This is a genomic window from Pradoshia sp. TA40_28, assembly GCF_059694525.1.
In genome coordinates, this window is the sequence record NZ_JCATZO010000006.1 from 94,358 (window position 1) to 116,927 (window position 22,570).

The 22,570-nt window shown below is 36.7% G+C and carries 16 protein-coding genes and 1 riboswitch; of the genes, 4 read left to right on the forward strand and 12 right to left on the reverse strand.

Going from position 1 to position 22,570, the window contains the following annotated elements; all coding sequences use genetic code 11:
* Window positions 1-18: 18 nt before the first annotated feature.
* From AC58NB_RS09780 to AC58NB_RS09805, 6 genes are all read right to left on the reverse strand, one after another.
* Entirely contained in the window at window positions 19-1,290 is a 1,272-nt protein-coding gene (locus tag AC58NB_RS09780) for an anti-sigma factor domain-containing protein (RefSeq protein ID WP_497426638.1), read from the reverse strand.
* Window positions 1,287-2,042 carry an RNA polymerase sigma factor SigI gene (sigI, locus tag AC58NB_RS09785; RefSeq protein ID WP_497426639.1) on the reverse strand — a complete coding sequence of 252 codons (756 nt, stop codon included), beginning with the start codon at window positions 2,040-2,042 and terminating at the stop codon, window positions 1,287-1,289. The genes AC58NB_RS09780 and sigI overlap by 4 nt, the downstream gene beginning before the upstream one ends.
* A gap of 236 nt (window positions 2,043-2,278) precedes the next feature.
* The gene (locus AC58NB_RS09790; RefSeq protein WP_497426640.1) at window positions 2,279-3,055 is read right to left on the reverse strand and encodes a TerC family protein; all 777 of its coding nucleotides are present in this window, start codon (window positions 3,053-3,055) and stop codon (window positions 2,279-2,281) included.
* An 84-nt stretch (window positions 3,056-3,139) separates the two neighbouring features.
* Window positions 3,140-3,235, reverse strand: a riboswitch (yybP-ykoY riboswitch).
* Window positions 3,236-3,305: 70 nt separating this feature from the next.
* The gene (locus AC58NB_RS09795; RefSeq protein ID WP_497426641.1) at window positions 3,306-4,850 is read right to left on the reverse strand and encodes an aldehyde dehydrogenase family protein; all 1,545 of its coding nucleotides are present in this window, start codon (window positions 4,848-4,850) and stop codon (window positions 3,306-3,308) included.
* Window positions 4,851-4,867: 17 nt separating this feature from the next.
* Complete coding sequence (locus tag AC58NB_RS09800) at window positions 4,868-5,965, reverse strand: SDR family oxidoreductase (RefSeq protein ID WP_497426642.1); 1,098 nt, start codon at window positions 5,963-5,965, stop codon at window positions 4,868-4,870.
* 131 nt (window positions 5,966-6,096) lie between these two features.
* Entirely contained in the window at window positions 6,097-7,677 is a 1,581-nt protein-coding gene (locus AC58NB_RS09805; protein ID WP_497426643.1) for a peptide chain release factor 3, read from the reverse strand.
* Window positions 7,678-8,309: 632 nt separating this feature from the next.
* Between AC58NB_RS09805 and AC58NB_RS09810 the strand changes: the two genes are divergently transcribed.
* Window positions 8,310-9,149, forward strand: a complete 840-nt coding sequence (locus AC58NB_RS09810) for a formate/nitrite transporter family protein (RefSeq protein ID WP_497426644.1) — start codon at window positions 8,310-8,312, stop codon at window positions 9,147-9,149.
* 63 nt (window positions 9,150-9,212) lie between these two features.
* Here the strand turns inward: AC58NB_RS09810 and AC58NB_RS09815 are convergent, their stop codons facing one another.
* Together AC58NB_RS09815 and AC58NB_RS09820 are read right to left on the reverse strand one after the other, a co-directional pair.
* A complete protein-coding gene (locus AC58NB_RS09815) occupies window positions 9,213-12,740 on the reverse strand; it encodes an AAA family ATPase (protein ID WP_497426645.1) in 3,528 nt (1,175 codons plus the stop codon).
* Window positions 12,740-14,008: a metallophosphoesterase family protein gene (locus tag AC58NB_RS09820; RefSeq protein ID WP_497426646.1), complete on the reverse strand. Its 1,269-nt coding sequence runs from the start codon at window positions 14,006-14,008 to the stop codon at window positions 12,740-12,742. The genes AC58NB_RS09815 and AC58NB_RS09820 overlap by 1 nt, the downstream gene beginning before the upstream one ends.
* A 249-nt stretch (window positions 14,009-14,257) precedes the next feature.
* Between AC58NB_RS09820 and AC58NB_RS09825 the strand changes: the two genes are divergently transcribed.
* The 3 genes from AC58NB_RS09825 (at window position 14,258) to AC58NB_RS09835 (ending at window position 17,632) form a co-directional block, all read left to right on the forward strand.
* Complete coding sequence (locus AC58NB_RS09825) at window positions 14,258-14,899, forward strand: Bax inhibitor-1/YccA family protein (RefSeq protein WP_497426647.1); 642 nt, start codon at window positions 14,258-14,260, stop codon at window positions 14,897-14,899.
* A 176-nt stretch (window positions 14,900-15,075) separates the two neighbouring features.
* Complete coding sequence (locus tag AC58NB_RS09830; RefSeq protein ID WP_497426648.1) at window positions 15,076-16,299, forward strand: MFS transporter; 1,224 nt, start codon at window positions 15,076-15,078, stop codon at window positions 16,297-16,299.
* A gap of 397 nt (window positions 16,300-16,696) precedes the next feature.
* A complete protein-coding gene (locus AC58NB_RS09835; RefSeq protein WP_497426802.1) occupies window positions 16,697-17,632 on the forward strand; it encodes an NADP-dependent oxidoreductase in 936 nt (311 codons plus the stop codon).
* A gap of 135 nt (window positions 17,633-17,767) precedes the next feature.
* Here AC58NB_RS09835 and AC58NB_RS09840 read toward each other — a convergent pair whose 3' ends face one another.
* The 4 genes from AC58NB_RS09840 to ku all read right to left on the reverse strand — a co-directional run bounded on the left by AC58NB_RS09840 (window position 17,768) and on the right by ku (window position 22,537).
* A complete protein-coding gene (locus AC58NB_RS09840; RefSeq protein ID WP_497426649.1) occupies window positions 17,768-19,306 on the reverse strand; it encodes a solute symporter family protein in 1,539 nt (512 codons plus the stop codon).
* On the reverse strand, window positions 19,307-19,642 hold the full coding sequence (locus AC58NB_RS09845; RefSeq protein ID WP_497426650.1) for a DUF485 domain-containing protein: 336 nt from the start codon (window positions 19,640-19,642) through the stop codon (window positions 19,307-19,309).
* Between the two features lie 208 nt (window positions 19,643-19,850).
* A complete protein-coding gene (locus AC58NB_RS09850) occupies window positions 19,851-21,257 on the reverse strand; it encodes a murein hydrolase activator EnvC family protein (RefSeq protein WP_497426651.1) in 1,407 nt (468 codons plus the stop codon).
* Between the two features lie 452 nt (window positions 21,258-21,709).
* Complete coding sequence (ku, locus tag AC58NB_RS09855; protein ID WP_497426652.1) at window positions 21,710-22,537, reverse strand: non-homologous end joining protein Ku; 828 nt, start codon at window positions 22,535-22,537, stop codon at window positions 21,710-21,712.
* Between the last annotated feature and the right edge of the window lie 33 nt (window positions 22,538-22,570).

Below are 22,570 nucleotides of genomic sequence, written 5' to 3' on the forward strand. Positions count from 1 at the left end.
TAACCGGACTTTTTTCTGTTATCTATAGTGTTCTTTCGGTGTATGTCTCTGCCTATGTCCATCATGCTTTCCGATTGGATCTGGATGGTTTTGAGACTTTTTATGTATGTCGTTTTTGCCTGGTTGATTGTTTTGCCATTTTGGGCTTTTTTGGGGGTGTTGATCCGGCCTATTTTGGCGTATCTCTTGTTGCGGATTCTTTTGTTGAGTCTTTCGTTTAACATCTGTTTGATTATTCTCTGATTCATTTACATTACTATTTGCTTTTTGTTCTTTTCGTATATTTTCATTTGTAACCTTTTGATTTGAATTTGGGTCTATAGATGATGAATTGTTCTTTTTAGGTTTGTCATTATTTTTTGCAGGTTCCTGTCTTGGAATCTGTTTAACAATTCCTTGATTTTGATCAGGAACTACCTTTTTCGTTTCCTTCTCTTTCACCGTTTCCTGTTTGTTTTCCTCCTTACTAAAAGATTTCTGAACGTTGACTGGTTTAGAATTTGCACTGGCTGGCTGAGTTAATTTAACTTCATCTTCACTTGGCTCAGGATAGTCACTGGCTTCTTTTCTTGGTGAATCGGCTACTTTGTCGTTTTCTTTATTCTTTGATGAAGAATCCGTTTTTGGTTTCTTAGGAGTTATCTTTAGGTATGTACCAGTCGAAATCCCCTTGTTCTCCGCTTCTGTCCGATCTTTAACGGTTGCCTTTTTCAATTCAATTTTCACAGAATGATTCTTTTGCTGAATCATATTTTCAACATCCTTTAATCCTTTCTGCAAGGATTGATCTAGCTGCTGATCTTTTTCCATTAATACGGTCGAAAATAATAGGTTGGAATTCGCTCTAAAATGGCCAGCGGTTTCATTTAAGGACACGATCTCGCTAATCACATTCTCCATATTCTGCCCTTTCCAATCCTCAAGTTTTTCAATAATTTGTTTTCCTTCCAAATTAATACCTTTCACTTCAACTACTTTTAATTCTTCTGTAATTCCGAGTTCAACACTTGAATTTACATCCATGCTGACATAAGCTGATACTTTCGAATTTGATAATAAAATGGGAATAAAACTTAAAACAACTAAAAGAGTTGCAACCAATCCAGAAACAAGGATTTTTAGCTTCCAGCTACCCTTTAATCTTCGTGATCTAGATTCATGGACTTCAATTGGAATTTCTTCACCTAGTTGATAATCCTTACGTTCTTTATTCATTTTGATAAATTCACCATCAGGGGTAAGTACGGTGATTTCCCTTGACGTTATTTGCATGATTATTCCACACTTCAATTCGAAAGCACCCCCTTTAAATAATCTTTTAAGAACAAGTAATCTCCCGTTAAGATTAGAACCATTGCTATAATATAGATACGATGTCTTTCAATTGTTTTTCGCGAGACATTTACTTTGCCTTCCAAAACTTTAATAGGTATTTTTTTTCTGTCCATTACATATTGCATCATCAAAGGGTCATCCGCTACTGTTTTTGCAATTTTAATTGCGTTATCCCTTGCATCCTTATGCTTAGGTGTATGCATGACTAATTGATCAAACGATATGCGAAAAGTCTGCAGTAATTGAGTATACTGGACGATCTCGTCTTTTAAGTTTTTTGAATCTAGTTGTTTCTGATGATTTTTAATGGACTTTTCCACTTCTAAGAGATTTTGTCTGTACTCATCGTCTGTTATTTGTAGAATCTCCAAAGACAATTCATTCATATTCTTGGATTGCGACCTTATATAGTCAATGACCCTACGCCGAATTATCATGTCTGCGAAGGCTAATAATGCACTGCCCTTTTCCGGCGAAAATTTATCAATGGCGTCATTGAATGCAATCAAGCCAATACTAAACTCATCATCTGTCTCACGTATATAACGATGGCATACAGATGATACAGACTTTTTTATAAAAGGTTTATAGCGTTTGAGGAGATCATTCCGTAATTCTAAATCTCCTTTTTGTATTAACAGTACGGTATCTGTTAAATCCTGCTTTTTTCTCAAAACCGGAAAAAGCATACCAAGCATTTTATTCACCCCATCCCGCACAAATTATACCATAGGATGGAAATATAGACCTTAAAAGGTCTATATTGTTTAAAAATGATTATTATGTAACTATTACCTTTTCTCGAGTTTTGATTATAAGATACGTATCGAGTTATTTATTTTAAGGGGTCATACAATAGAAGTCTGAATATGAAGCAGAAGTTTTCCACAAAACAAAAAAAAGGAATACATGGCAATCACCATGTATTCCGGTAAGTTATAAATTACATTTCCTGATCAATTTGATTGTTAGCTTTAACATCTTTACCTGAAACAAGGAATCCAATGACAACAATCGCTACGAGGACACCCCAGAATATGAGTTTCCACGTTGTAGACTCTGGGAAATGATGGTCAATGATTGCAACACCTGGATGCGCTAATGTAAGAACTGCAAGCTTTACCCCAACCCAGCCTACAATAAGAAAAGCTGCTGTCTCAAGGGACGGACGTTTGTTCAGTAGGACAACAAACTGTGTCGCTGCAAACCTCATGATGACCAAACCAATAAATCCTCCAAGGAACATGACAATGAATTGTCCCCCATTAATACCGCCAATATGGAAAGAACCAACTTCCGGCAGGGTAACAGCCAACGCAACAGCTGCTAGCATGGAATCAACTGCAAATGCCAAGTCTGCTACCTCGACCTTCAGAACCGTCATCCAAAAACCGGATTCCTTTCTTTGCTTAACACTTTCTTCTTTTGGTTTGAGAAGATAGTGTTTCACTAAATAATTAATCATAATATACAGCAGATATACGGCTCCAATCGCCTGTATTTGCCATACATCAACGAGCAAGGAAATCAGGAATAGAGAACCAATCCTGAAGAAGAAAGCTCCTATCAATCCATAAAATAATGCTTTTTTCTGTTGTTCCTTCGGAAGATGCTTAACCATTACAGCCATAACGACTGCATTATCGGCTGCCAAAATTCCTTCAAGCCCAATCAATACCAATAAAACCCAGGCATACTCTAATAATATAGCCCAATCCATAAGTTCAAATACCTCCTTAAATTTCCAATCCAACAAAAAAGACCAATGCCAAAAAAGTATTTCTTTTTTGACAAAGGTCTTGCTAGACATTGTTAAAATGCCAACAAAGCCGATGGTAAAAACCACGTAATGACGACTTTGTTTTAGGTTTCCCTAACGCTACTCCCCTTTGAAAGGTTTGTATGAAGTTTGTATACTTATTATATTGGCTACAAGTAAGAAGCGCAAGTAATATCTATCTATATCGTATTCATTTTGATAGTTTAATAAGTTTTAAATATTCCTTGAGTACAGTCAACATGGACGTTCGTTTTCCAAAATAAGCAGTTAACAGGGCATGGAAATGTTCATATTTCCCTTTATAAGGATACCACTGAATCTCTGTTTTTTTGAATCCCATATCTTCCATCACCGCTTTTTGATGACAGAATATACGAAGTCCCTCATCTCCATGATACCTTCCTATCCCACTTTCTTTAACTCCTCCAAAAGGCAGATTATTATTGGCAACTGTAATTAATACGTCATTGATCAAGACAGCACCTGACATTAGCCTTTTAGCAGCGAGCCTTCCTTTTTCCTTATTCGTCGTCCACACGCTGGCATTTAATCCATATTTAGAATGATTAGCGGCTCTTATGGCTTCTTCTTCCGAATCGACGGTTAAAATCGGTAGAATAGGTCCAAAGGTTTCCTCCTGCATAATCAGCATATCTTCTGTGACATTTGTTAATACGATGGGTTTAATATACATGGAATTTTCATCCCAATCAGCTGGCTGTTCGCCGGTTAGAAGGGTTGCTCCTTTTTCTAGGGCATCTTCAACATGCTCTCTTACAATAGATATTTGCTGAATAGAGGTCATAGAACCAATATCTGATTCTTTGCCATTCCCTTGCTTTAATTGATGAACAATTGGCAATAGCTCCTGTAAAAATGGTTCAAGCGCCTCCTGCTCAATAATTAACCGCTCCACACTCATACAAACCTGTCCGCTATTCGTAAAGGCCCCCCAGACAGCTGCTTGGGCTGCACGCTTCAGATCCGCATCATTAAAAATAATCATTGGATCCTTTCCACCAAGCTCAAGGGTAGTCGGGATGAGATCACGTGCTGCAATTTCCTGAATAATTCTCCCGGTTCCGACAGAACCAGTAAAAAATATATAATCGGGTTTTTGTTTAGTTAGACTTGATCCAAGTTCTTTACCACCATGAGCTACCTGGAAGACATCCTCAGGGAACCCGGCTTCCTCAAATAAACCTTCTATCAATTTGCCCACTGCCGGAGTAACCTCTGATGGTTTTAAGATAACTGTATTTCCGCCTGCAAGCGCAGATACTATAGGAACCATAGCTAAAAGAAACGGATAATTCCATGGAGAGATAACAAGAACAGTTCCTCTAGGTATATACTGAATACTCGATTTGTGACCCATCAATAAAAAGGGCGTACTCACTTTTTGAGCTTTCAAGGTTCTTTTCGCATGTTTTTCAATATGCTTAATCGCATCTAAGGTTGGCATAATATCCGCCACTAAAGCATCCGTTTTTACTTTCCCGGTATCTGTAGAAATGAGTTCAGCTATCTCATCAAGCCGTTCAACAATAGTCAACCTCAGTTGCTTAAGATAGAGTAGCCTTTCCTCAATGTTTATTTGTGACCAAGAAGTGAATGCTTTTTTTGATTTATTCATCATTTCACCAGCATAACTTGCCGGAGTCTCCTCATACTGCATAATCAACTCCCCGGTTGCAGGTGCATATACATTTACTTTTTCTTTTAAGGCTTCCATATTTGTTCCTCCTCTATTTATGTAATCTCTATATGAAAGGCCCGATTATTCCTATTGGCTCTATAATATTCTACCATTGGCATCACGCCCTCTTTAAAATCAGGACATCTAATGTCTCCTTCAGCAAGATCAGCCTGTGCCTGAGTACAATCAAAATCTCCTTTCCACGTAAAATAGTCGAGAGATTCCACTTCTACACCAAGAAATTTCCGTATTGGTTTAATCGATAATGCCATTTTGGTCAATCCAAATGGTAAATATCCTGTTGGCTGCTTACCATTATACCCTTTCATAAACATCTTATAAATATCTGTAACCGTATAAGGTTTGGGATCCGTTAAATGATAGGTTTTCCCAACCCCTTTTGGGCTTAATGTCAAATAAGCGGTTGCCCTTATGATAAAGTCTATAGGCACTAAATTGATCACGCAGGTTGATTTAGTTATATTCGGGATGATTGGAAGAAACTTCATTCTGTCCAAGAAATTTAATATAAAATATGGACCATCAAATTTAGTCGTTTCTCCTGTCAACGTGTTTCCTTTCACGATCCCCGGCCGAATGACGGTAACAGGCACTTGGTCCATAATATTCCGAACAAGAACTTCTGCCTCATATTTCGTTTCTTCATAATAATTTTTAAATTGATCTGGCCTGATAAGTTCATGCTCATATAATTTACCCTCCCTCCTTCCAGCCACATAGGCTGTACTAAAATACGTATATCTTTTTAAATTTGGCAGGCTTAATACATATTCGTTTACATTCCGTGTTCCATCTACATTTACTAAATAAGCTATGTTTTTAGGTACAGCTAAATCATAAATGGCAGCTAAGTGAAAAAAATGGGTAATATTTTCCTTGTTGAAACCGCTTTCTTTTTTACTGATGTTCAGCCCAGGTTTTGTGATATCCCCTTCAATAAGGATAAATTGATTTTCATCTAAGTGGAGATCATTGATTATTTTTAATCGTTCATTCACAGCCTTATGCCACTCAGACGGCAATACTATGGCAATCAATTGATTAAAGGACTGATCTTGTTTTTTCAACTCCCTTATTAATTGATTTGAGATAAATCCTGGAAAACCGGTAAAAAAATAAACATGCCTCATTGATTCACGCCCTAACATCTTCTTTTCACTATTGTAAGAATATTTAGAAAAATATGTCAACCATTTATTGTTATAGAACAAGAAAAAGCAGGATTTACACCCTAATTGGGTTCAATCCTGCTTTTTCTTAGTTAACGTTCATGCTGATCCATTGGATTATATAGCTCGACAGAAGGATTTTTGTCTTGGAACCAGCGTAAGGCAAAGTCATTTTCAAAAAGGAATGCATATTGATCATAGCGGTCTCGAACTAAAAGACTTCTAGAACTTGAAAGCTTTTCATCGACTTTTTCACTTGTCGTCCAGCGAGCAATCTTGTCACCCATTCTTTCCATGATGACCTCTGTGTTGTATTCATTTTTCATACGATGCTCAAATACTTCAAACTGCAACTGTCCGACTGCTCCAAGAATATAGGATTCAATCCCAACTGTTTTAAATAACTGAATGGCACCTTCCTGTACCAACTGGTGAATTCCCTTGTGGAAGTGCTTTTGTTTCAGTACGTTTTTGGCACTGACACGTACAAACATTTCAGGTGTAAATTGAGGCAATCGCTCAAATGAGAATGCTTCTTTTCCTGAAGTTAATGTATCGCCAATTTGATAAGTTCCTGTATCATATAATCCAATAATATCTCCTGCTACTGCCTCAGCAACATTGTTTCTTTCCTCAGCAAGAAATTGTGTTGAATTATTTAGTTTCATTGGTTTGCCAGTTCGGCTCAATTGGACAGTCATTCCTCGTTCAAATTTTCCGGAACATATACGTAAGAATGCAATTCGGTCACGGTGCATTGGATTCATATTAGCTTGTATTTTAAATATAAATCCTGAGAAAGTATCCTGAATCGGTTCAACTGGACCTATGGAAGAAGGCCGAGCTTGAGGTTTTGGCGCAAACTCTAGATACGTATCCAAAAATGTTTGAACACCAAAGTTCGTCAGAGCACTCCCAAAAAATACAGGAATTAATTCGCCATTTCGTACTTTTTCTCGTGAGAATTCATTGCCTGCTTCATTTAACAAGAGAACTTCTTCCAATGTTTGCTCATATAAAGGAGATTCAACAATATAATGGTCTCCTGCTACTTCACCTTCATTGTTTAATTTCAGATATCGTTCTTCATCCTCGGCTTTAAACATTTCAATCCGGTTGTAATAGCGATCATAGATCCCGAGGAAGTCTTTCCCCATCCCGATAGGCCAGTTCATTGGATAAGACTCTATTCCAAGTACCTCTTCCAGCTCAGCCAATAGCTCTAGCGGTAATTTACCTTGTCGGTCCATTTTATTAATAAATGTAAAGATTGGAATGCCTCTCATACGGCAGACCTTAAATAATTTCAGTGTCTGTGCTTCTATCCCTTTGGCTGCGTCAATAATCATAACCGCGCTGTCCACTGCCATTAACGTACGATACGTATCTTCACTGAAATCTTGGTGGCCAGGTGTGTCAAGGATATTAACACGCGTCCCATTATAATCAAACTGCATAACACTGGACGTTACAGAAATTCCACGCTGTTTCTCAATTTCCATCCAGTCACTTGTCGCGTATTTCCCCGTTTTACGTCCTTTTACAGTACCCGCATCACGGATTGCGCCTCCAAATAACAGCAATTTTTCTGTTAATGTTGTTTTACCTGCATCCGGGTGAGAAATAATCGCGAAGGTTCTTCTTGATTCAATCTGTTCTTTTAAATTAGTCATGTGAGCCATCCTTTTATATATAGTGAAACTTTCTGACAACTATTCATTTTCTGGTATCTCCAATCATACATCAAAGCTAGCTAAATGCACTAAAATTGCTATTTGATCCCCAAACCTATTAAGAGTGGTGACCCCTATATAATTGGAATCCTTAAATACATCTTATCAACTATACCATGTAGAAAATTAATATGTGAATAGGCGAACCATAAGTTTTAATCAAACAGTCATATTTTCTCATATGTAGTGAATCACAGTCAATTCGAGTTCATTCAAGTATTTCATCAACTATTTGGGCAAAGTAAGTTTACATAAAAAAAACGAGCAATAATGCCCGTTCCTTAAGCTACTTTTTTTCTATTCGTTAATTTCTTTGTTATATAACTGATCACTAGTGGTGCAGCTGCAGCAATGACTCTTTTTAAGATTTTATTTTTCAAAATAATCACCATCCTTATCCTTTCTTTACCCGTATTTCTTGGAAGATAATCACACGATTAAGCATGATTTACCTCAATTGAAGAAAAGAGCCTATCAGAAAAGTGAATAATTTCACATACTTATTGATTAATTAAAGAAGTCATAGTAGTTTATTAAATGGACATTTTTTCATCACAGGAGGATTTAACATCATGGAAGAACAAGGATTACAATATTTAGTTGCCCTTGCCAATAAAAAGAAAAGGTTGTTAGACCATTTCCCACTCCATTATTTCTTAAGAGCAATGATGGCAGGAATTTTTGTAGGTTTTGTTATCATTACCTGCTTTAGAACAGGAGAATATTTCAGAGTAGCGGACTCACCTTTCGCTTACCTATTCCCTGCACTTTTCTTTGGAATTGCATTGATTTTAATTATTTATGGCGGTGCAGAGCTCTTTACGGGTAATACAGCTTATTTCACTGTTGCCTATATGCGTGATGCGGTTACACTAAGAGATTTAGGTCGAAACTGGGGCGCTTGCTATCTTGGAAATGCTGTTGGAGCCATTTTCTTCGCTGTTTTATTTTATCTTACAGGTATATTCAGCCACATTCCAAATGACCATTTAATGCATGAAATTGTATCTTATAAAATGCATGGGTCTGTTACAGCTTTATTCTTTAAAGGGATCCTTTGTAACTGGCTTGTTTGTTTAGCTTGTTACTTGCCTAGCCAGGTAAAAGGTGACGGAGCTAAAATGGCAATGATGATTGCAGTCGTATTTTTATTCTTCTCATCAGGTTTTGAGCATAGCATTGCGAATTTATCATTATTCTCAATTGCATTAGTCTCTCCACACCCTGATACTATTACAATCGGAAATGCCATCTACAATTTGATTCCAGTTACGTTAGGTAATATTGTCGGTGGAGCGATTTTTGTAGGAATGTTATACCAATTCTTAAGTAAATCAAGCACTAAGCTTCAATTACAGGATAACATGAATAAAATCACGGAAATCACAGAGAAAAAGGAAAATATAAAATAATTCATACTTAAAAACAAACAGAAAAAGACCAATTCATAAAAATGTGAATTGGTCTTTTTTCATTCAACTCATGACTGCCTCTTTATGGATGTGAATCATTTGATAATCCTCTCCATCAAGTGTTTGCTCCAATAAATGAACTAAATGATAATGATGAGTGAAAAAAATCACCTGAGTCTTTTTAGATAATTCTTTTAAAATAGATAATGTGATTTTTGATCGTTCATTATCAAAGTGAACTAAAATGTCATCCACGATAAACGGAATAGGCTCATTTTCTTCGCAATATTTTTCAATACTGGCCACCCTTAAAGATAAATATAATTGGTCTTTTGTCCCATCACTCATCGCTTCAATTCCAATTTTTTCGTTATTCCTAAGACCCATCAGAACTTCTTCATCCTTATCATTATAATCAACGATTAATCCGTCAAACGAGTTCAAGGTTAATTTCGCAAACAGGCTGGACGCTCTTGTAAGGATTGGATTTTGATTCACGGACCGGAAATATTCAATTCCTTTTTGTAATACAAAAGAGGCCATTTTCTTTTGCACAAATTGATCTGTCAGATCAGCCAGTTCTGCTAGAATACTTTCTCTTTCTTCTGCTGCCTGAACGGCTGCATACGAATTACCTTTAATTTTTTCTTCATATTCTTTTCTGCAAACACCAAAGATTTGGTTTTGTTCAGTCCTTTTCTCTTCTAGTTCTATCAGTACTGTCTTCAACTCTGAGATTTCACTTTCAATGAAATCTAGATCCAGTTTGGTTATTTCTTCTTTCATTTCATCAATGGACAACCCATTACCTATTTCCAGTAATAGTTTTTCCAGATGGGTAATCTCTCCTGTCAACTTCAGCTTTTGCTTATACTTTTCTTCAACGACCTGCATTTCCTCAACGGTCGTTGCCCCTGCTGCCTGTAATAATTCCTGAAGGCTTCCCAGTGCTATTTTCTTCTTATCCAATGCTAATTTATATTCATTCTTTCTTTTTTCTAACTGTTCCTGCCATTCAATTTGATTTTGTTTACATGTTTTCTGTTCCTGTAACCGATTGGATAAGTCATAGACAAAAGATTGGATATTCAGCGGTTCAGACAACTGTAGAGTTTTCGCAATATGATGAATTGAATCCAAATAATCTTTTACAAATGACCGGCTGGCTCTAGCCTTGCTATCAATATCCGCCCATTCATCATATGTGCTTGTCAGTTCATCATATTTATCAAGCAGCTCCACTGTATAATCAATAGTTGCATTACTTCCAGCATGCAATGGGATAGTAGCATCCTCCCACATCTGCTTCCAATGGACTAATTCCTGTTGTTTATTCTCGAGCTCGTTTTTGACCAATTCAAGGTCTGCTGCCTTGCCCATCCACTCTTTCTCCAATGACTTTTTCTCATTCATTCGCTCTGCTTCCAACTGAATCGTTTTAGTGGCTTCTCTGATTAAATCTGTAAGAGTCCATTCCGTTACTTTTGTATCCAGTGGAGTTACCTGTGATAGGGCATCAAATAAGCGGCTTCTGATTGCCGATCGTTTTTCTGTCATCTCATTCCACAGTTTTTGTTTCTTCTTATATTCGCCTTGGTTTTGTTTAACCGCCGTATATTTTCTTACCCATTCTTTCATTTCAATTGGCAATAATGGCTTAATACCGAACGGTTCCCATAGCTCGTTCCATTTCTGAAAAAACTGATGGATTTTACATTGAAGTTCTTTCAATTCTGTCTCAGCAACAGCAATTTTATTTTCGGATCTCTTGATATCCTGCAATGATTTATTCTTCATTCCAACTTTTGCTGATTCTCGCCACATGATATCTGAAAGCTCGTCCGTTGTTTTTAAATCATGCTCGAATTTATCTTCCAGCTCTTGCTGGCTGCAATATTCCTTGAATACTTCCTGATCACTGGTTTCCCCTTTCAGTTTACGCTTAATTAAGCTCCACCCACGGTCGCGAAGTTGTCGGGTTTTTTCTAAATCGTCTTCGGTTGGGATAATGGACAGGGCTTCTAGTTCAGCAATCGATTTTTCCGCTTCTAAAATTGTCGTCCTCTCAACTGCAATACTGCGTTCAAGATTTATTTTTTCTTCATTAAATGTTTCGAGCTGATCGATGTAATGGTGAATGGTCTCTTCCAGAACAGAAACATAAAAAGAGTCAAATTCTTCTACAGAACCATTCCATAGAGGTAAATAGTTCAGCTCTTCCAACGTTTTTTCTTTAAGATCCTTCATTTCCTGTGTTAAAACATCAATCGTATTTTCAATATTTCCTTCTATCTGGGCATGGTCCACAACAAGTTTAAGAGTGCTAATATCTTTTAAATCTCCAAAACCTTCCCACTCCGCATGCCTTGAAGCAACTGTATCCTTCAGAATTTGAAGCCGTTTGTTTATTTCTTTTATGGCTTCATGTAGAATCCCATATTGCTTATAGAGTGTACGGATTTTTTCTTTACGAGAAAAGGCAATTCTGAATTTCTCCATATTGACGCTATCAATGCCACTATAGCCGAGCATATGCAAGATATCGTTAATTCGATTAATCGCTCGTTCTGCCTTTGCATCATAAACATGCAGATCTTTATTCTCTTTCTCAAATGCGCCAATATTGCTTAAAAGAGCGTGAATCATGGACTCGCATCGTAAAAGTTCTTCATCAATCACCAAATTAGAGAGCTTTTCTTCAAGGGCCGTTATTTCAGTTTTTGAAATCTTAGCATTTTCATCGGCATGTTTTAACTCATTCATACTATTTTCTCTCTGTATATTAAAATCAGATGGCAAATCAGGTACTTCACAAAAACTCTCTAATTGCTCTATTCGTGTGTCCCTTTCTATGAGGATAGGGGCAGCTTGGTTCAGCTTGGACAATTTCTTCAGAGTTGCATCTACCTGTAGATATTCACGTTTCAAATCCTCTAACTGTTTCATACCATGATGGTAATCATCCTCTAACTGCTTCCATTGCCGCGCGAGCATTTGTGACTCATTCAACCGCCGTGTCAGCTCTTTTTCTTTCTTTAGTAATTCATTAATCTTTGGTTTTGATCCGCCCGATTTATATAATTCTTTACTTTCCGAGTCAAATTCCTGCATAATTTTCTTTACGGCATTAATACCAGAAGCCGCTGCAAATAAACTTTCTCCAACATTTCCATCTGACTCAAGCAAGGCTTCTCCGCCTTCCCGCAGAGTTTCATGATTGAGCGCAAACATATTGCGAAACGTTTCCTCCGACAACACATTTATATAGGGAATCAAAACAGAATCAGGCAATGCTTCTCCTGACTCATTTAAAATAGTTTTTGTTTTTCCTTTTCTTCTAATAAAGGTCAAAGAATCGCCCGCTGTATTGGACAGGCATCCTTTAATACGTAAATTTGAGTTGGCATGGATAAACGAATCCTTCGAATTATGAGGAATGCCATATAATAATTGCGTAATGGAACGCAACATAGTACTTTTTCCGGCTTCGTTATTTCCAAACAAGACATGGAAAGAACGGTCTGGTTGAAAGGTAACTGGAAAATCAGTAAAATGTCCAAAAGCAGTAAGATTTAATTCTTCGAAACGCATTACTTATTTCCCCTTTCCATTTGTAATTCTAGTTTTACCAGTTCCTTAACTTCCCTTAGTTTTTCTTCTAATAAAGATACTGTATCAGGTATGATAATATTTTCTCCTCTTTTTAAATCTGTCGGCAAGGCATTGGTAATAGCAGAAAACTCCTTTTGTACGTCCTCAAGCAATTCTTCCATTTCACAGGTTTCCAGCCATTTGAATATTGAATTCATCGGATTATTTTCATCAGAAATTCGCTCTGAACTAATCGGTGCGGTGGTTTTATTTTTTAGTTTTTCAATCCATATTTGCCCATGTCCAACCGTAAAAGCAGTCGATCTAATATCATTTAGTATCCTCTCTTTATTTTTCAAAAGTTCCTGATATAAGGAAGTACTGCCAGTAATGATAATTCGAGCGGCAAGCAGTCTGCCATCTGCTTCATCCAGACATCTCTCGAGGCTTTCTTCGACTTTCTTAAGAAAGTGGTCATATTCCGTAAAAGGAGTAGCATCTATCTCAATGTTTTCCCACCGTAAAACATCTAGAGCAATATGATCGAGATTCTCAATTTGACCATCGGTAACTTTAATTAACGTACATCCTTTAACACCCGTCTCTTTACTATGACGGCTTTGTATATTACCAGGAAAGAGAATAACAGGGTTCTTCTCACATAAAAATTCCCTTTTATGAATATGGCCAAGAGCCCAATAGTCATATTCTTTTCCCTTCATATCCTCTATAGAACAAGGAGCATAATTCTCATGTCCTTCTCGTCCAACAGCCGAGGTATGCAGAATTCCAATATTAAAATACCCACTTTCTTTCGGCGGATAGTTTTTGGCTAGATTCTCTTTCACTGCACGGGTAGAAAATCCTTGACCATGAAGGGCGACACCCAACTCATCAATAAAAATACTTTTGCATTTTTTATCATCAAATACATATACATTATCTGGTAGCTTGATCTCTTTTGTTATCATACTTGCTGCATCATGATTCCCTTTTATCATATAAACCGGGATATTTGATTGTTTTAATCTAGCCATTTCATTTGCAAAAAAGAGACCTGTATTGTAATCCTTCCAATCACCATCATACAAATCACCTGCAATGATGATGAAATGAACCTTTTCTTTAATCGCTAAATCAATTAAATTTTTAAATGCATCTCTGGTAGCACTACGTATCCTTTCAACAGGTGCTCCCTCATATCTTGATAATCCTTTTAAGGGACTGTCCAAATGGATATCAGCAACATGTATAAATGAAAAATTCAAAAGATCTCCCCCTTTCCCAGTTCTTCTACCCATAGAATAGCATAAAGCGGAATGCCCGGCAGTTAAATTTTCACAATACCAAACACTTACAAAGATGGTTAACCCTTTGCTAAAAGGAACGTTTGTTCTTATTTTTAAGTATATACAATTTATTACGATTTGTCTCTAGTAGATAAATGTAGATCAACTGAAACCTTTGATCTAGTAAAACGTAGATATAGTACGATAAGAAAAAGGAGAGGTAATTGGATGAATTCCTATACTGAAAGTAATAAATACCATATTCCTGCTGTTCTAAGAGCATTCACTTTTTCATTAGCCATTTCTTTAATTGGCTTTATTGCAGGAAATTTTGTTCCCCCATCCATGTTCCTGCCACTAATGATCATTGAATTTGGCATGCTGCTTGCAGCATTTTTTGTAAGACGAAGGAAACTTCTTTCTTATAGTTTCCTTTATGCATTTACATTTATATCTGGCATCACCTTGTATCCTGTAATAGCCAATTATCTGGTTACTATTGGACCACAGCCTGTTATAATGAGCTTGGCTGCTACAGTGGTTGTTTTCGGCGGGCTTTCTATATACGCTGCAACAACCAAGCGGGATTTGACATTTTTAAGCGGGTTCCTGTTCGCCGCTTTGCTTGCTATTCTCGTTATTGGGATATTTAATATTTTTTCCCCGCTATCTTCTACTGCCATGCTTGTTTATTCATTTATAGGAATACTCGTCTTCAGTGGGTATGTGCTGTATGACGTAAACCGTATGAAACAATACGGAGTAGCAGAAGATGAAATCCCATTGGCTGCCTTAAATTTATACCTGGATTTTGTTAACCTATTCCTTTTTATCCTAAGATTTATTGGCATACTATCTTCGGATGATTAATAAAAAAAGCTAAATGAAGCACTGTGAGCTACTTCACAGTGCTTTTTTTTGATGTAAACTCCTCCTCTTTATTCACCTTAGTTAATACTTTTTTCAGCGTGAAAGTACATATTTTTTCATCCTAAGTGGCAAAGTAACTGCACAGAAACTGTTTAAAGAGATGAGGGAATTGTTAGATGAGTTCAAATACCGATACGAATAAAGTAGGCTTTTGGTGTCTGGCAAGCATAGCTGCCGTACCACTAATTATGACGTTGGGTAATTCAATGCTTATCCCTGTTTTACCAATATTAGAGAAGAAAGTAGGCATTTCCTCTTTCCAGTCGAGTATGATTATTACAAGCTATTCCATTGCCTCTATATTATTAATTCCGATTGCAGGCTATTTGTCTGATCGCTTTGGAAGAAAAATGATCTTACTTCCCAGCTTAGCTATTACATTTATCGGCGGTCTGATATCGGCTTTTGCTTCATGGAAGATGGATAATCCATTTATGGTCATCATATTAGGACGGATTATTCAAGGGATTGGATCTGCTGGTGCCTTTCCAATAATCTTGCCTCTGGTTGGTGATCTATTTAAAGATGATGACAAAGCAAGCTCCATCCTTGGGATTGTAGAAACCTCGAACACCGCCGGTAAGGTATTAAGCCCAATAATCGGAGCTGGATTAGCCATATCCTTATGGTTTCTTCCCTTCTTTGCTATTTCATTTCTTAGCTTTATAACCTTTTTTATGATTCTTTTTTGTATAAAAGTTCCGAAAAGAAAAGACGAGCCTCCTACTTTAAAAGAATTTTTACAAGGTACGAAGAAAATTTTCAAAAAGGAAGGCAAATGGTTATACAGTATATTTCTTACGGGCGCGTTTGTTATGTTAGTTCTATTTGCTATTCAATTTTATTTATCTTCCACCCTTGAATCCAAATATGATATTCATAATATAAAAAAGGGATTTGTATTGGCTATTCCCTTATTTTTCTTATGCTTAGCTTCATTTATTACAGGAAAGAAAATAAAAGATAATATAAAGCTGATGAAAATACTCATCTTGGTTTCAATCATTATTAGTGCATTAACCATTTCCTTCGCATCTTATTTTGATAATATATACTTACTTATTGGGGTATTATCCTTATTCGGTATCAGTCTAGGTACGATTTTGCCATCCTTAGATGCAATCATTACTGAAAATATCGATAAGAAACAAAGAGGGACGATTACATCCTTTTATAGCTCAGCACGTTTTTTTGGAGTGGCAGCTGGTCCTCCACTCATGTCTTATTTTATGAAGCACAACGAAGCCTATCTTTTTTATAGCTTTGGTGCACTATCATTAATTTTATTTTTTATCGTCCTTAAATTTATTAAAAGCGATGATAAAAAAGCAACAGCTTAAAAAAACATGTCCCTCATGCTTCAATTGGCATTTTAGGGACATGTTTTTTATGTACTATTGAAAAAGATCCTTAATAAGAGCTGCTTATTAGGGGGACAAAGGAATATATAAATTGTGGCAGCCAGGATGCCGGTTAAAAAAGAAGTAGTAATAACGTAACAGCGTTCTCAAAAATTTAGAAGATTGTTAAATACCTGTCTTAGAACCAGATAATGAACCCCAAGTATCCTTTTTATCAATCATATTCAGGCTAATTCATTAATCACTGGGAGAAATTTCCTGTTTTCACTGATTGGCTAATATTACGATTACCTCCATTTATACAGGGAATGTAAATAAGAAGGTTTTCCATTGCCTTAATTACCAGTCAGGGAGGAATTGCATGCATAATTCTATGATGAAAGCAGTAGTTATTGAAGAATATGGCGGACTGAATACATTAACGGAGAAGGTTGTAGAGAAACCACCTCTATTAGATAATCAAGTATTAGTCGAAGTAAAAGCTTCATCCGTCAACCCGATTGATTGGAAATTAAGAGAAGGTCATCTGGCTGATCAATATTCATTTGAATTCCCAATTATATTAGGTTGGGACGTAGCCGGTGTTGTTAAAGAAGTTGGTAAGCATGTGATTGATTATTCAATCGGAGATCGGGTTTTCGCTCGGCCAGATACAACCCGTTACGGAACATATGCTGAATTCACAGCTGTTGATGAATTATTGGTTGCAAAAATCCCCGATAATTTATCCTTTACAGAAGCCGCATCGGTCCCATTGGCTGGATTGACTGCCTATCAGTGTTTATTTGATGCATTGGAAATTATGGAGGGGCAAAAAATTCTTATCCATGGCGGAGCCGGAGGTGTCGGTTCTTATGCTATACAATTAGCAAAACTAAAAGGGGCCTATGTCGCAACTACAGCCAGTAAAAAAAATCATAGCTTTTTAAAAGAATTAGGTGCCGATCTATGTATTGATTATCATAACGAAAATATCGAGGATGTATTGGCTGACTATGACGCTGTATTAGATACGGTTGGGGCATCCGTTCAAACTGCCAGTATGAAAATATTAAGACGCGGCGGTAAATTAGTATCTATCGTTGACGAACCGAATGAGGAATTAGCGAATCGTTATGGAATTAAGGAACAACTCTTATGGCTAAATCCTAATGGCGAACAATTGAAAGAGCTGGCTCGCCTCTTAGCTGAAGAAAGATTAAAACCGGTAGTCGGAGAAACATTCCCCCTAAATGAAAAAGGCGTTAAAAATGCACATGTTTTAAGTGAATCAAGTCATGCTAGAGGTAAAATTATCTTAAAAGTTGACTAATCTTAAGATATTTCTTGGGAAATATAAATAAGTAAGATATAACAAAATCAGTGCTTTACTTGCACTGATTTTGTTATATAACTCTATATGAATCAGTAACACTAAACTTTTACGTACCTTTAATGGTCATACCACTTAGTTTGTAGAATCTAGACCTGTATTCGATTTAACCAAAATTTCATCATATTTCGCTTCATCTTCCTTCTTACGAGACAATACAGTTCCTACATAACCAGCCAGGAAACCAAGAGGAATGGATACTAGACCCGGTGTTGTCAAAGGAAATAAAGGGTCACCAACTAAAATCGCTTTTCCTGCTTCTGGACTGAACACATTAGGGCTGATTAAAACAAGTCCAACTGATGTGACCAATCCTACTACCATTGCACTGATTGCACCGTTTGTATTGAACTTCTTCCAGTAGATTGTATAAATAATGACAGGTAAATTCGCACTGGCAGCCACCGCAAAGGCTAAAGACACTAGAAAAGCAACATTTAAATTTTGGGCTACTAAAGCTAAAAGAATGGATAATACAGAGACACCAATAGATGCATATCTTGCCATCTTTACCTGATCTTTTTCTGTTGCCTTCCCTTTCTTCAATATTTCATTATAAAAATCATGAGCAAAAGCAGATGCTCCTGTTAAGACTAGGCCAGCAACAACTGCCAATATCGTTGCGAATGCCACTGCCGATATAAATGCGAACAAAATATCTCCGCCTATGGCTTTCGCCAACAATGGTGCTGCCATATTACCTGCTGCATTAGCCTCTATTATGTCAGTATTTCCAACAAAGGCTGCTGCTCCAAATCCAAGGAAAATGGTCATGACATAGAAGATCCCAATAATCCACGTAGCATATACAACTGAGCTTCTCGCGGTTTTAGCATCCTTTACGGTAAAGAATCGGACTAGTATATGCGGTAAACCTGCTGTTCCAAGAACAAGTCCCATTGTTAGCGACAATGTATCCAACCCATCCGTATACTTTACGCCTGGATTCAGAAAGGCTTCTTTTAGTGGAGTAGCCGTACTCATCTGTTCAAACATATGAGCAATATTAAAATCAAATTTCGCGAAAACAATAAATGAAATAATAAAGGTTCCCGCCATAAGCAAGACTGCTTTTACAATTTGTACCCAGCTAGTGGCATGCATGCCTCCAAAAATAACGTAAATGGTCATTAGAACTCCAACAATTAAAACAGATGTTGTATATTCCAAACCCAATAGTAATTTAATTAAGGCGCCAGCTCCTACAAGCTGAGCAATCATATAGAATATAGAAATGGACATAGTATTAAATGCGGCAACACCCCGTATTTTTTTAGCATCAAACCGAGCGGCCAACATATCTGCCAACGTATACTTACCTAAATTCCTTAATGGTTCAGCTACTAAATACAATACAACCAAATAGGCAACCAAAAAACCTATACTGTAAAAAAAGCCATCAAATCCAGTTAAGGCAACTGCACCTGCTATCCCCAGGAAGGATGCTGCAGACATATAATCCCCTGCAATTGCCAAGCCATTTTGCCAACCTGTCAGACCACCTCCGGCTGTATAAAACTCACTCGCATTCTTGGTTTTTTTAGAAGCCCAATACGTAATGAACAACGTAACTAATACTATACCAAGGAACATATAAAAAGCCGTATAGTTCATCTACTGTTTCCCCCCTCTTTTCAACACCTCTTCACTTAATCGATCAAATCGAGCTGCTTTTTTGGAATAAATCATACATAAAGCCCATGTCATAATAAATTGCGCAAATGCAAATACCCATGCCCAAGTGATATGCCCATAAAATGAATGATTTAACACGGATGAATAGGATGTCATTATAGGAAGCGCAAAGTAGAAGACTAGAAAAAATAAAGTAAAAGGTATGATAAATTTTTTCTTTTCCTTTAATAATTGTTGAAACTCAGAACTTTGGACAATAGCCGAGTAATCCCTTTGATTCTTCCCTTCCTCCGTCGATCTCATTTTTTCTCCCATCTTAATCCCCTTTCCAAATTTAATCGAAGCGCTTACAAAATATTCTAAATATTCTAAACAACAAAAGTATACTCTATTGTTATCCTTTGGTAAACAATATTTTGTTTGTTTTATTTATACAGATGCTTTTGTCTCTCTTAAAAAGCAAAACATAATTTCAGTCATTCCATAAAAAAACAGAGACCTAGAAAGGCCTCTGTACTTATATTTATAGATAATCAGAAGGATTAACAACATTTGATTTGCTTGCATTCCAAGGTCCCTTATGGATTTCAAAATGTAAATGCTGGCCTGTTGAACGTCCAGTACTTCCCATTAATCCAATTTGTTGACCTTTGCTCACAGTTTGTCCTGCACTAACCTTCACACTGTTATCTCTCATATGAGCATAGACAGTTGTATATTGTACTCCATCAATATAATGTGTAATAAATACTACATTTCCATAACTGGAAGATTTGTAAGATCTAGAGACCACACCGCTTGCAGAAGCAACGATTGGAACAGTACCTGATGTTGCAATATCAACTCCGCCATGTGATTTCCCCCATCTTGGGCCATATCCAGAAGTATAATAGCCTGCTGATGGTTTCATGAATGCACCGGATGAGCTACTTGGAGCAGGTGCACTTGGTTTTGGTGCACTTGATTTTGGTGCACTTGCTTTTGGCGTACTTGCTTCTTTTACTGCGGAACTTTTAGCAGGTGCACTTGGTGAAGAGGATTGTTTGCTCTCTTCTCGAGCTTTTCGGGCTTCTTCTGCTCTTTGTTCAGCAAGGACTGCTTGGCGTTTTTTCTCTGCTGCTGCCGCTGCTGCTTTTTCTCTAGCGATTTCAGCCTGACGTTCTTTTTCCTGTTCAATCGCTTTTAACAATGCTGTTTCTTGACCTGCTAAGATAGAAGATTCTTCTTCCATACTTAATTTATGGCCTTCCAAGTGTTCCTGTTCTTCTTTTAATTTCTTCATTAACTCATTTTTTTCTTTTTTCTGATCCTCTTGTTTTGCCTTCAAATCTGTTAATTCTTTTTTCATATCTTCCAAACTTTTAAGCTTATCTTCTACGTCTTTCTTTTTCTTCTCTAATTCTTTTTTATCTCTTTCTTGTTCAGCAATTAAATCATTATCAGCTTCCATGATTGTACTAACTGCATTTACCCGTTCAACAAAGTCACCAAAGCTGCTTGAGCCTACTACAACTTCCAGATAGTTCATATTGCCGCCTGTCACTTGATAGGATCTGGCACGTTCTTTTAATAATTCTGTTCTTGCTTCTATCTTCTTTTCAAGTTCGATGATATCTTTTCTTAATTGATCGATATCTTTTTTAGTATTACCAATATTTGTATTAATTGAATTTATCTTTGAATTTGTTTCAGTAATCTCTGACTCTAGCTTTTCTAGTTGTTTGGTTACATTAGATTGTTCGCCTACTACATGATCAATCGATTCATTTGTTTCATGAATATCTTTATTTACTTCCGCTTTTTCACTTTTAATTTGATTCTCTCTTTGCTCTAATTCAGATAAGGAAGCAGCAGTAGCATAACCTCCGGATAATAATGAGCCAGCACCAACCGCTAGAGCAATATTAAATGCAATTATTGACTTCTTCAAGCAATGATCCCCTTTCAATGTCTCCACATGTTAGTTTATGTATCTTGCCTTCTCTACTAAGTGACTACTATCTATATAAGTGACTCTTAATTGTTTTTTAAAAATTTATTACCAATCAAGCCAATCTTTGGTACCGTCTTATTATATCAATCTAGTGTAATTTTTCTACCTTTTAAACATTACATTTATATTTCGTCAATTTTCGCATTTGTAATATATTTAATAAACGGACTTTTTCTATTTCTTTCGGCATGTTTTTCTCCATTTTTCTCTCTCCACATCAATAAAAGTAGTTATTTTAACCTAGTATTAAAATCCCATCTTTTCACATCTTTCTTTTATTCGACAAAAAGTTTATATTTTCTGACTACTTAAATAAACAAAAAAAGCCTATTTCTTAACAGAAACGGCTTCTTATAAATGGACTCTAACCTTTTTTAGTTATATAGATTTCAGGAAGTTTCTTTCTTTCTTCGAGGTGCTCTTTTTTTCGCTGGTTTAGCTGCAGGTTTTGTTTGATCAATGGAAGCTTGCAATGCAGCCATCAAATCAACTACATTGGAAGCTGCTTTTTTGCCTGCAGCAGGTGTGACAGTTTCTGATTGCTTTTTCTTTTCAATTAGTTCCAATAAAGCTGTTCTATACTCATCATGATATTTGGAAGGATCAAATGTGGTTGTCAACTGATCAATTAATAAAATAGCTGTATCCAATTCCTTCTGTACAACTTCTTCAACAGCCGGAATATTCGGTACATCTGCTGCCTTTCTTACTTCATCCGGAAAGTGAATAGTTTCCATTAATAAAGTATTTTCTAAGATCCGCACGACAGCAAGTGACTCCTTAGCGCGAATTGTGATTTTTGCAAGACCAACCTTGCCTGAGGTTTCCAGCGCTTTCCTAAGCAAGGAATACGCCTTAGTGCCACCCTCGTTTGGTGACATATAATAGCTCTTTTCAAAGTAAATAGGATCGATTTCTTCTATTTTAACAAAATCTATGATTTCAACTGCCTTATCCTCTTGCTCTTTCTTCAGCTTTTCCAGCTCTTCTTCATCCAGAACAACAAATTTCCCTTTTACGTACTCATAAGCTTTGACAATGTCTTCTTGCTCCACCTCTTCCCCGCAAACCGAGCATACTTTTGAATATTTTATAGGTGCATGACATTTATTATGTAATGTTCGCAGTGGTATATCTTTATTTTCTGTTGCAGCATGGAGCTTTATCGGGATACTAACGAGTCCAAAACTAATGGTTCCCTTCCAAATTGTATGCATAAATACACCTTCCTTTTTGAATATCATAACCAA

Coding starts and splice junctions, on each gene's coding strand:
- AC58NB_RS09790 (WP_497426640.1), bottom strand. CDS start 3,055: ATGGATTGGGCTATATTATTAGAGTATGCCTGGGTTTTATTGGTATTG.
- AC58NB_RS09795 (WP_497426641.1), bottom strand. CDS start 4,850: ATGGAAGCCTTAAAAGAAAAAGTAAATGTATATGCACCTGCAACCGGG.
- AC58NB_RS09800 (WP_497426642.1), bottom strand. CDS start 5,965: ATGAGGCATGTTTATTTTTTTACCGGTTTTCCAGGATTTATCTCAAAT.
- AC58NB_RS09805 (WP_497426643.1), bottom strand. CDS start 7,677: ATGACTAATTTAAAAGAACAGATTGAATCAAGAAGAACCTTCGCGATT.
- AC58NB_RS09810 (WP_497426644.1), top strand. CDS start 8,310: ATGGAAGAACAAGGATTACAATATTTAGTTGCCCTTGCCAATAAAAAG.
- AC58NB_RS09815 (WP_497426645.1), bottom strand. CDS start 12,740: ATGCGTTTCGAAGAATTAAATCTTACTGCTTTTGGACATTTTACTGAT.
- AC58NB_RS09825 (WP_497426647.1), top strand. CDS start 14,258: ATGAATTCCTATACTGAAAGTAATAAATACCATATTCCTGCTGTTCTA.
- AC58NB_RS09830 (WP_497426648.1), top strand. CDS start 15,076: ATGAGTTCAAATACCGATACGAATAAAGTAGGCTTTTGGTGTCTGGCA.
- AC58NB_RS09835 (WP_497426802.1), top strand. CDS start 16,697: ATGAAAGCAGTAGTTATTGAAGAATATGGCGGACTGAATACATTAACG.
- AC58NB_RS09840 (WP_497426649.1), bottom strand. CDS start 19,306: ATGAACTATACGGCTTTTTATATGTTCCTTGGTATAGTATTAGTTACG.
- AC58NB_RS09845 (WP_497426650.1), bottom strand. CDS start 19,642: ATGGGAGAAAAAATGAGATCGACGGAGGAAGGGAAGAATCAAAGGGAT.
- ku (WP_497426652.1), bottom strand. CDS start 22,537: ATGCATACAATTTGGAAGGGAACCATTAGTTTTGGACTCGTTAGTATC.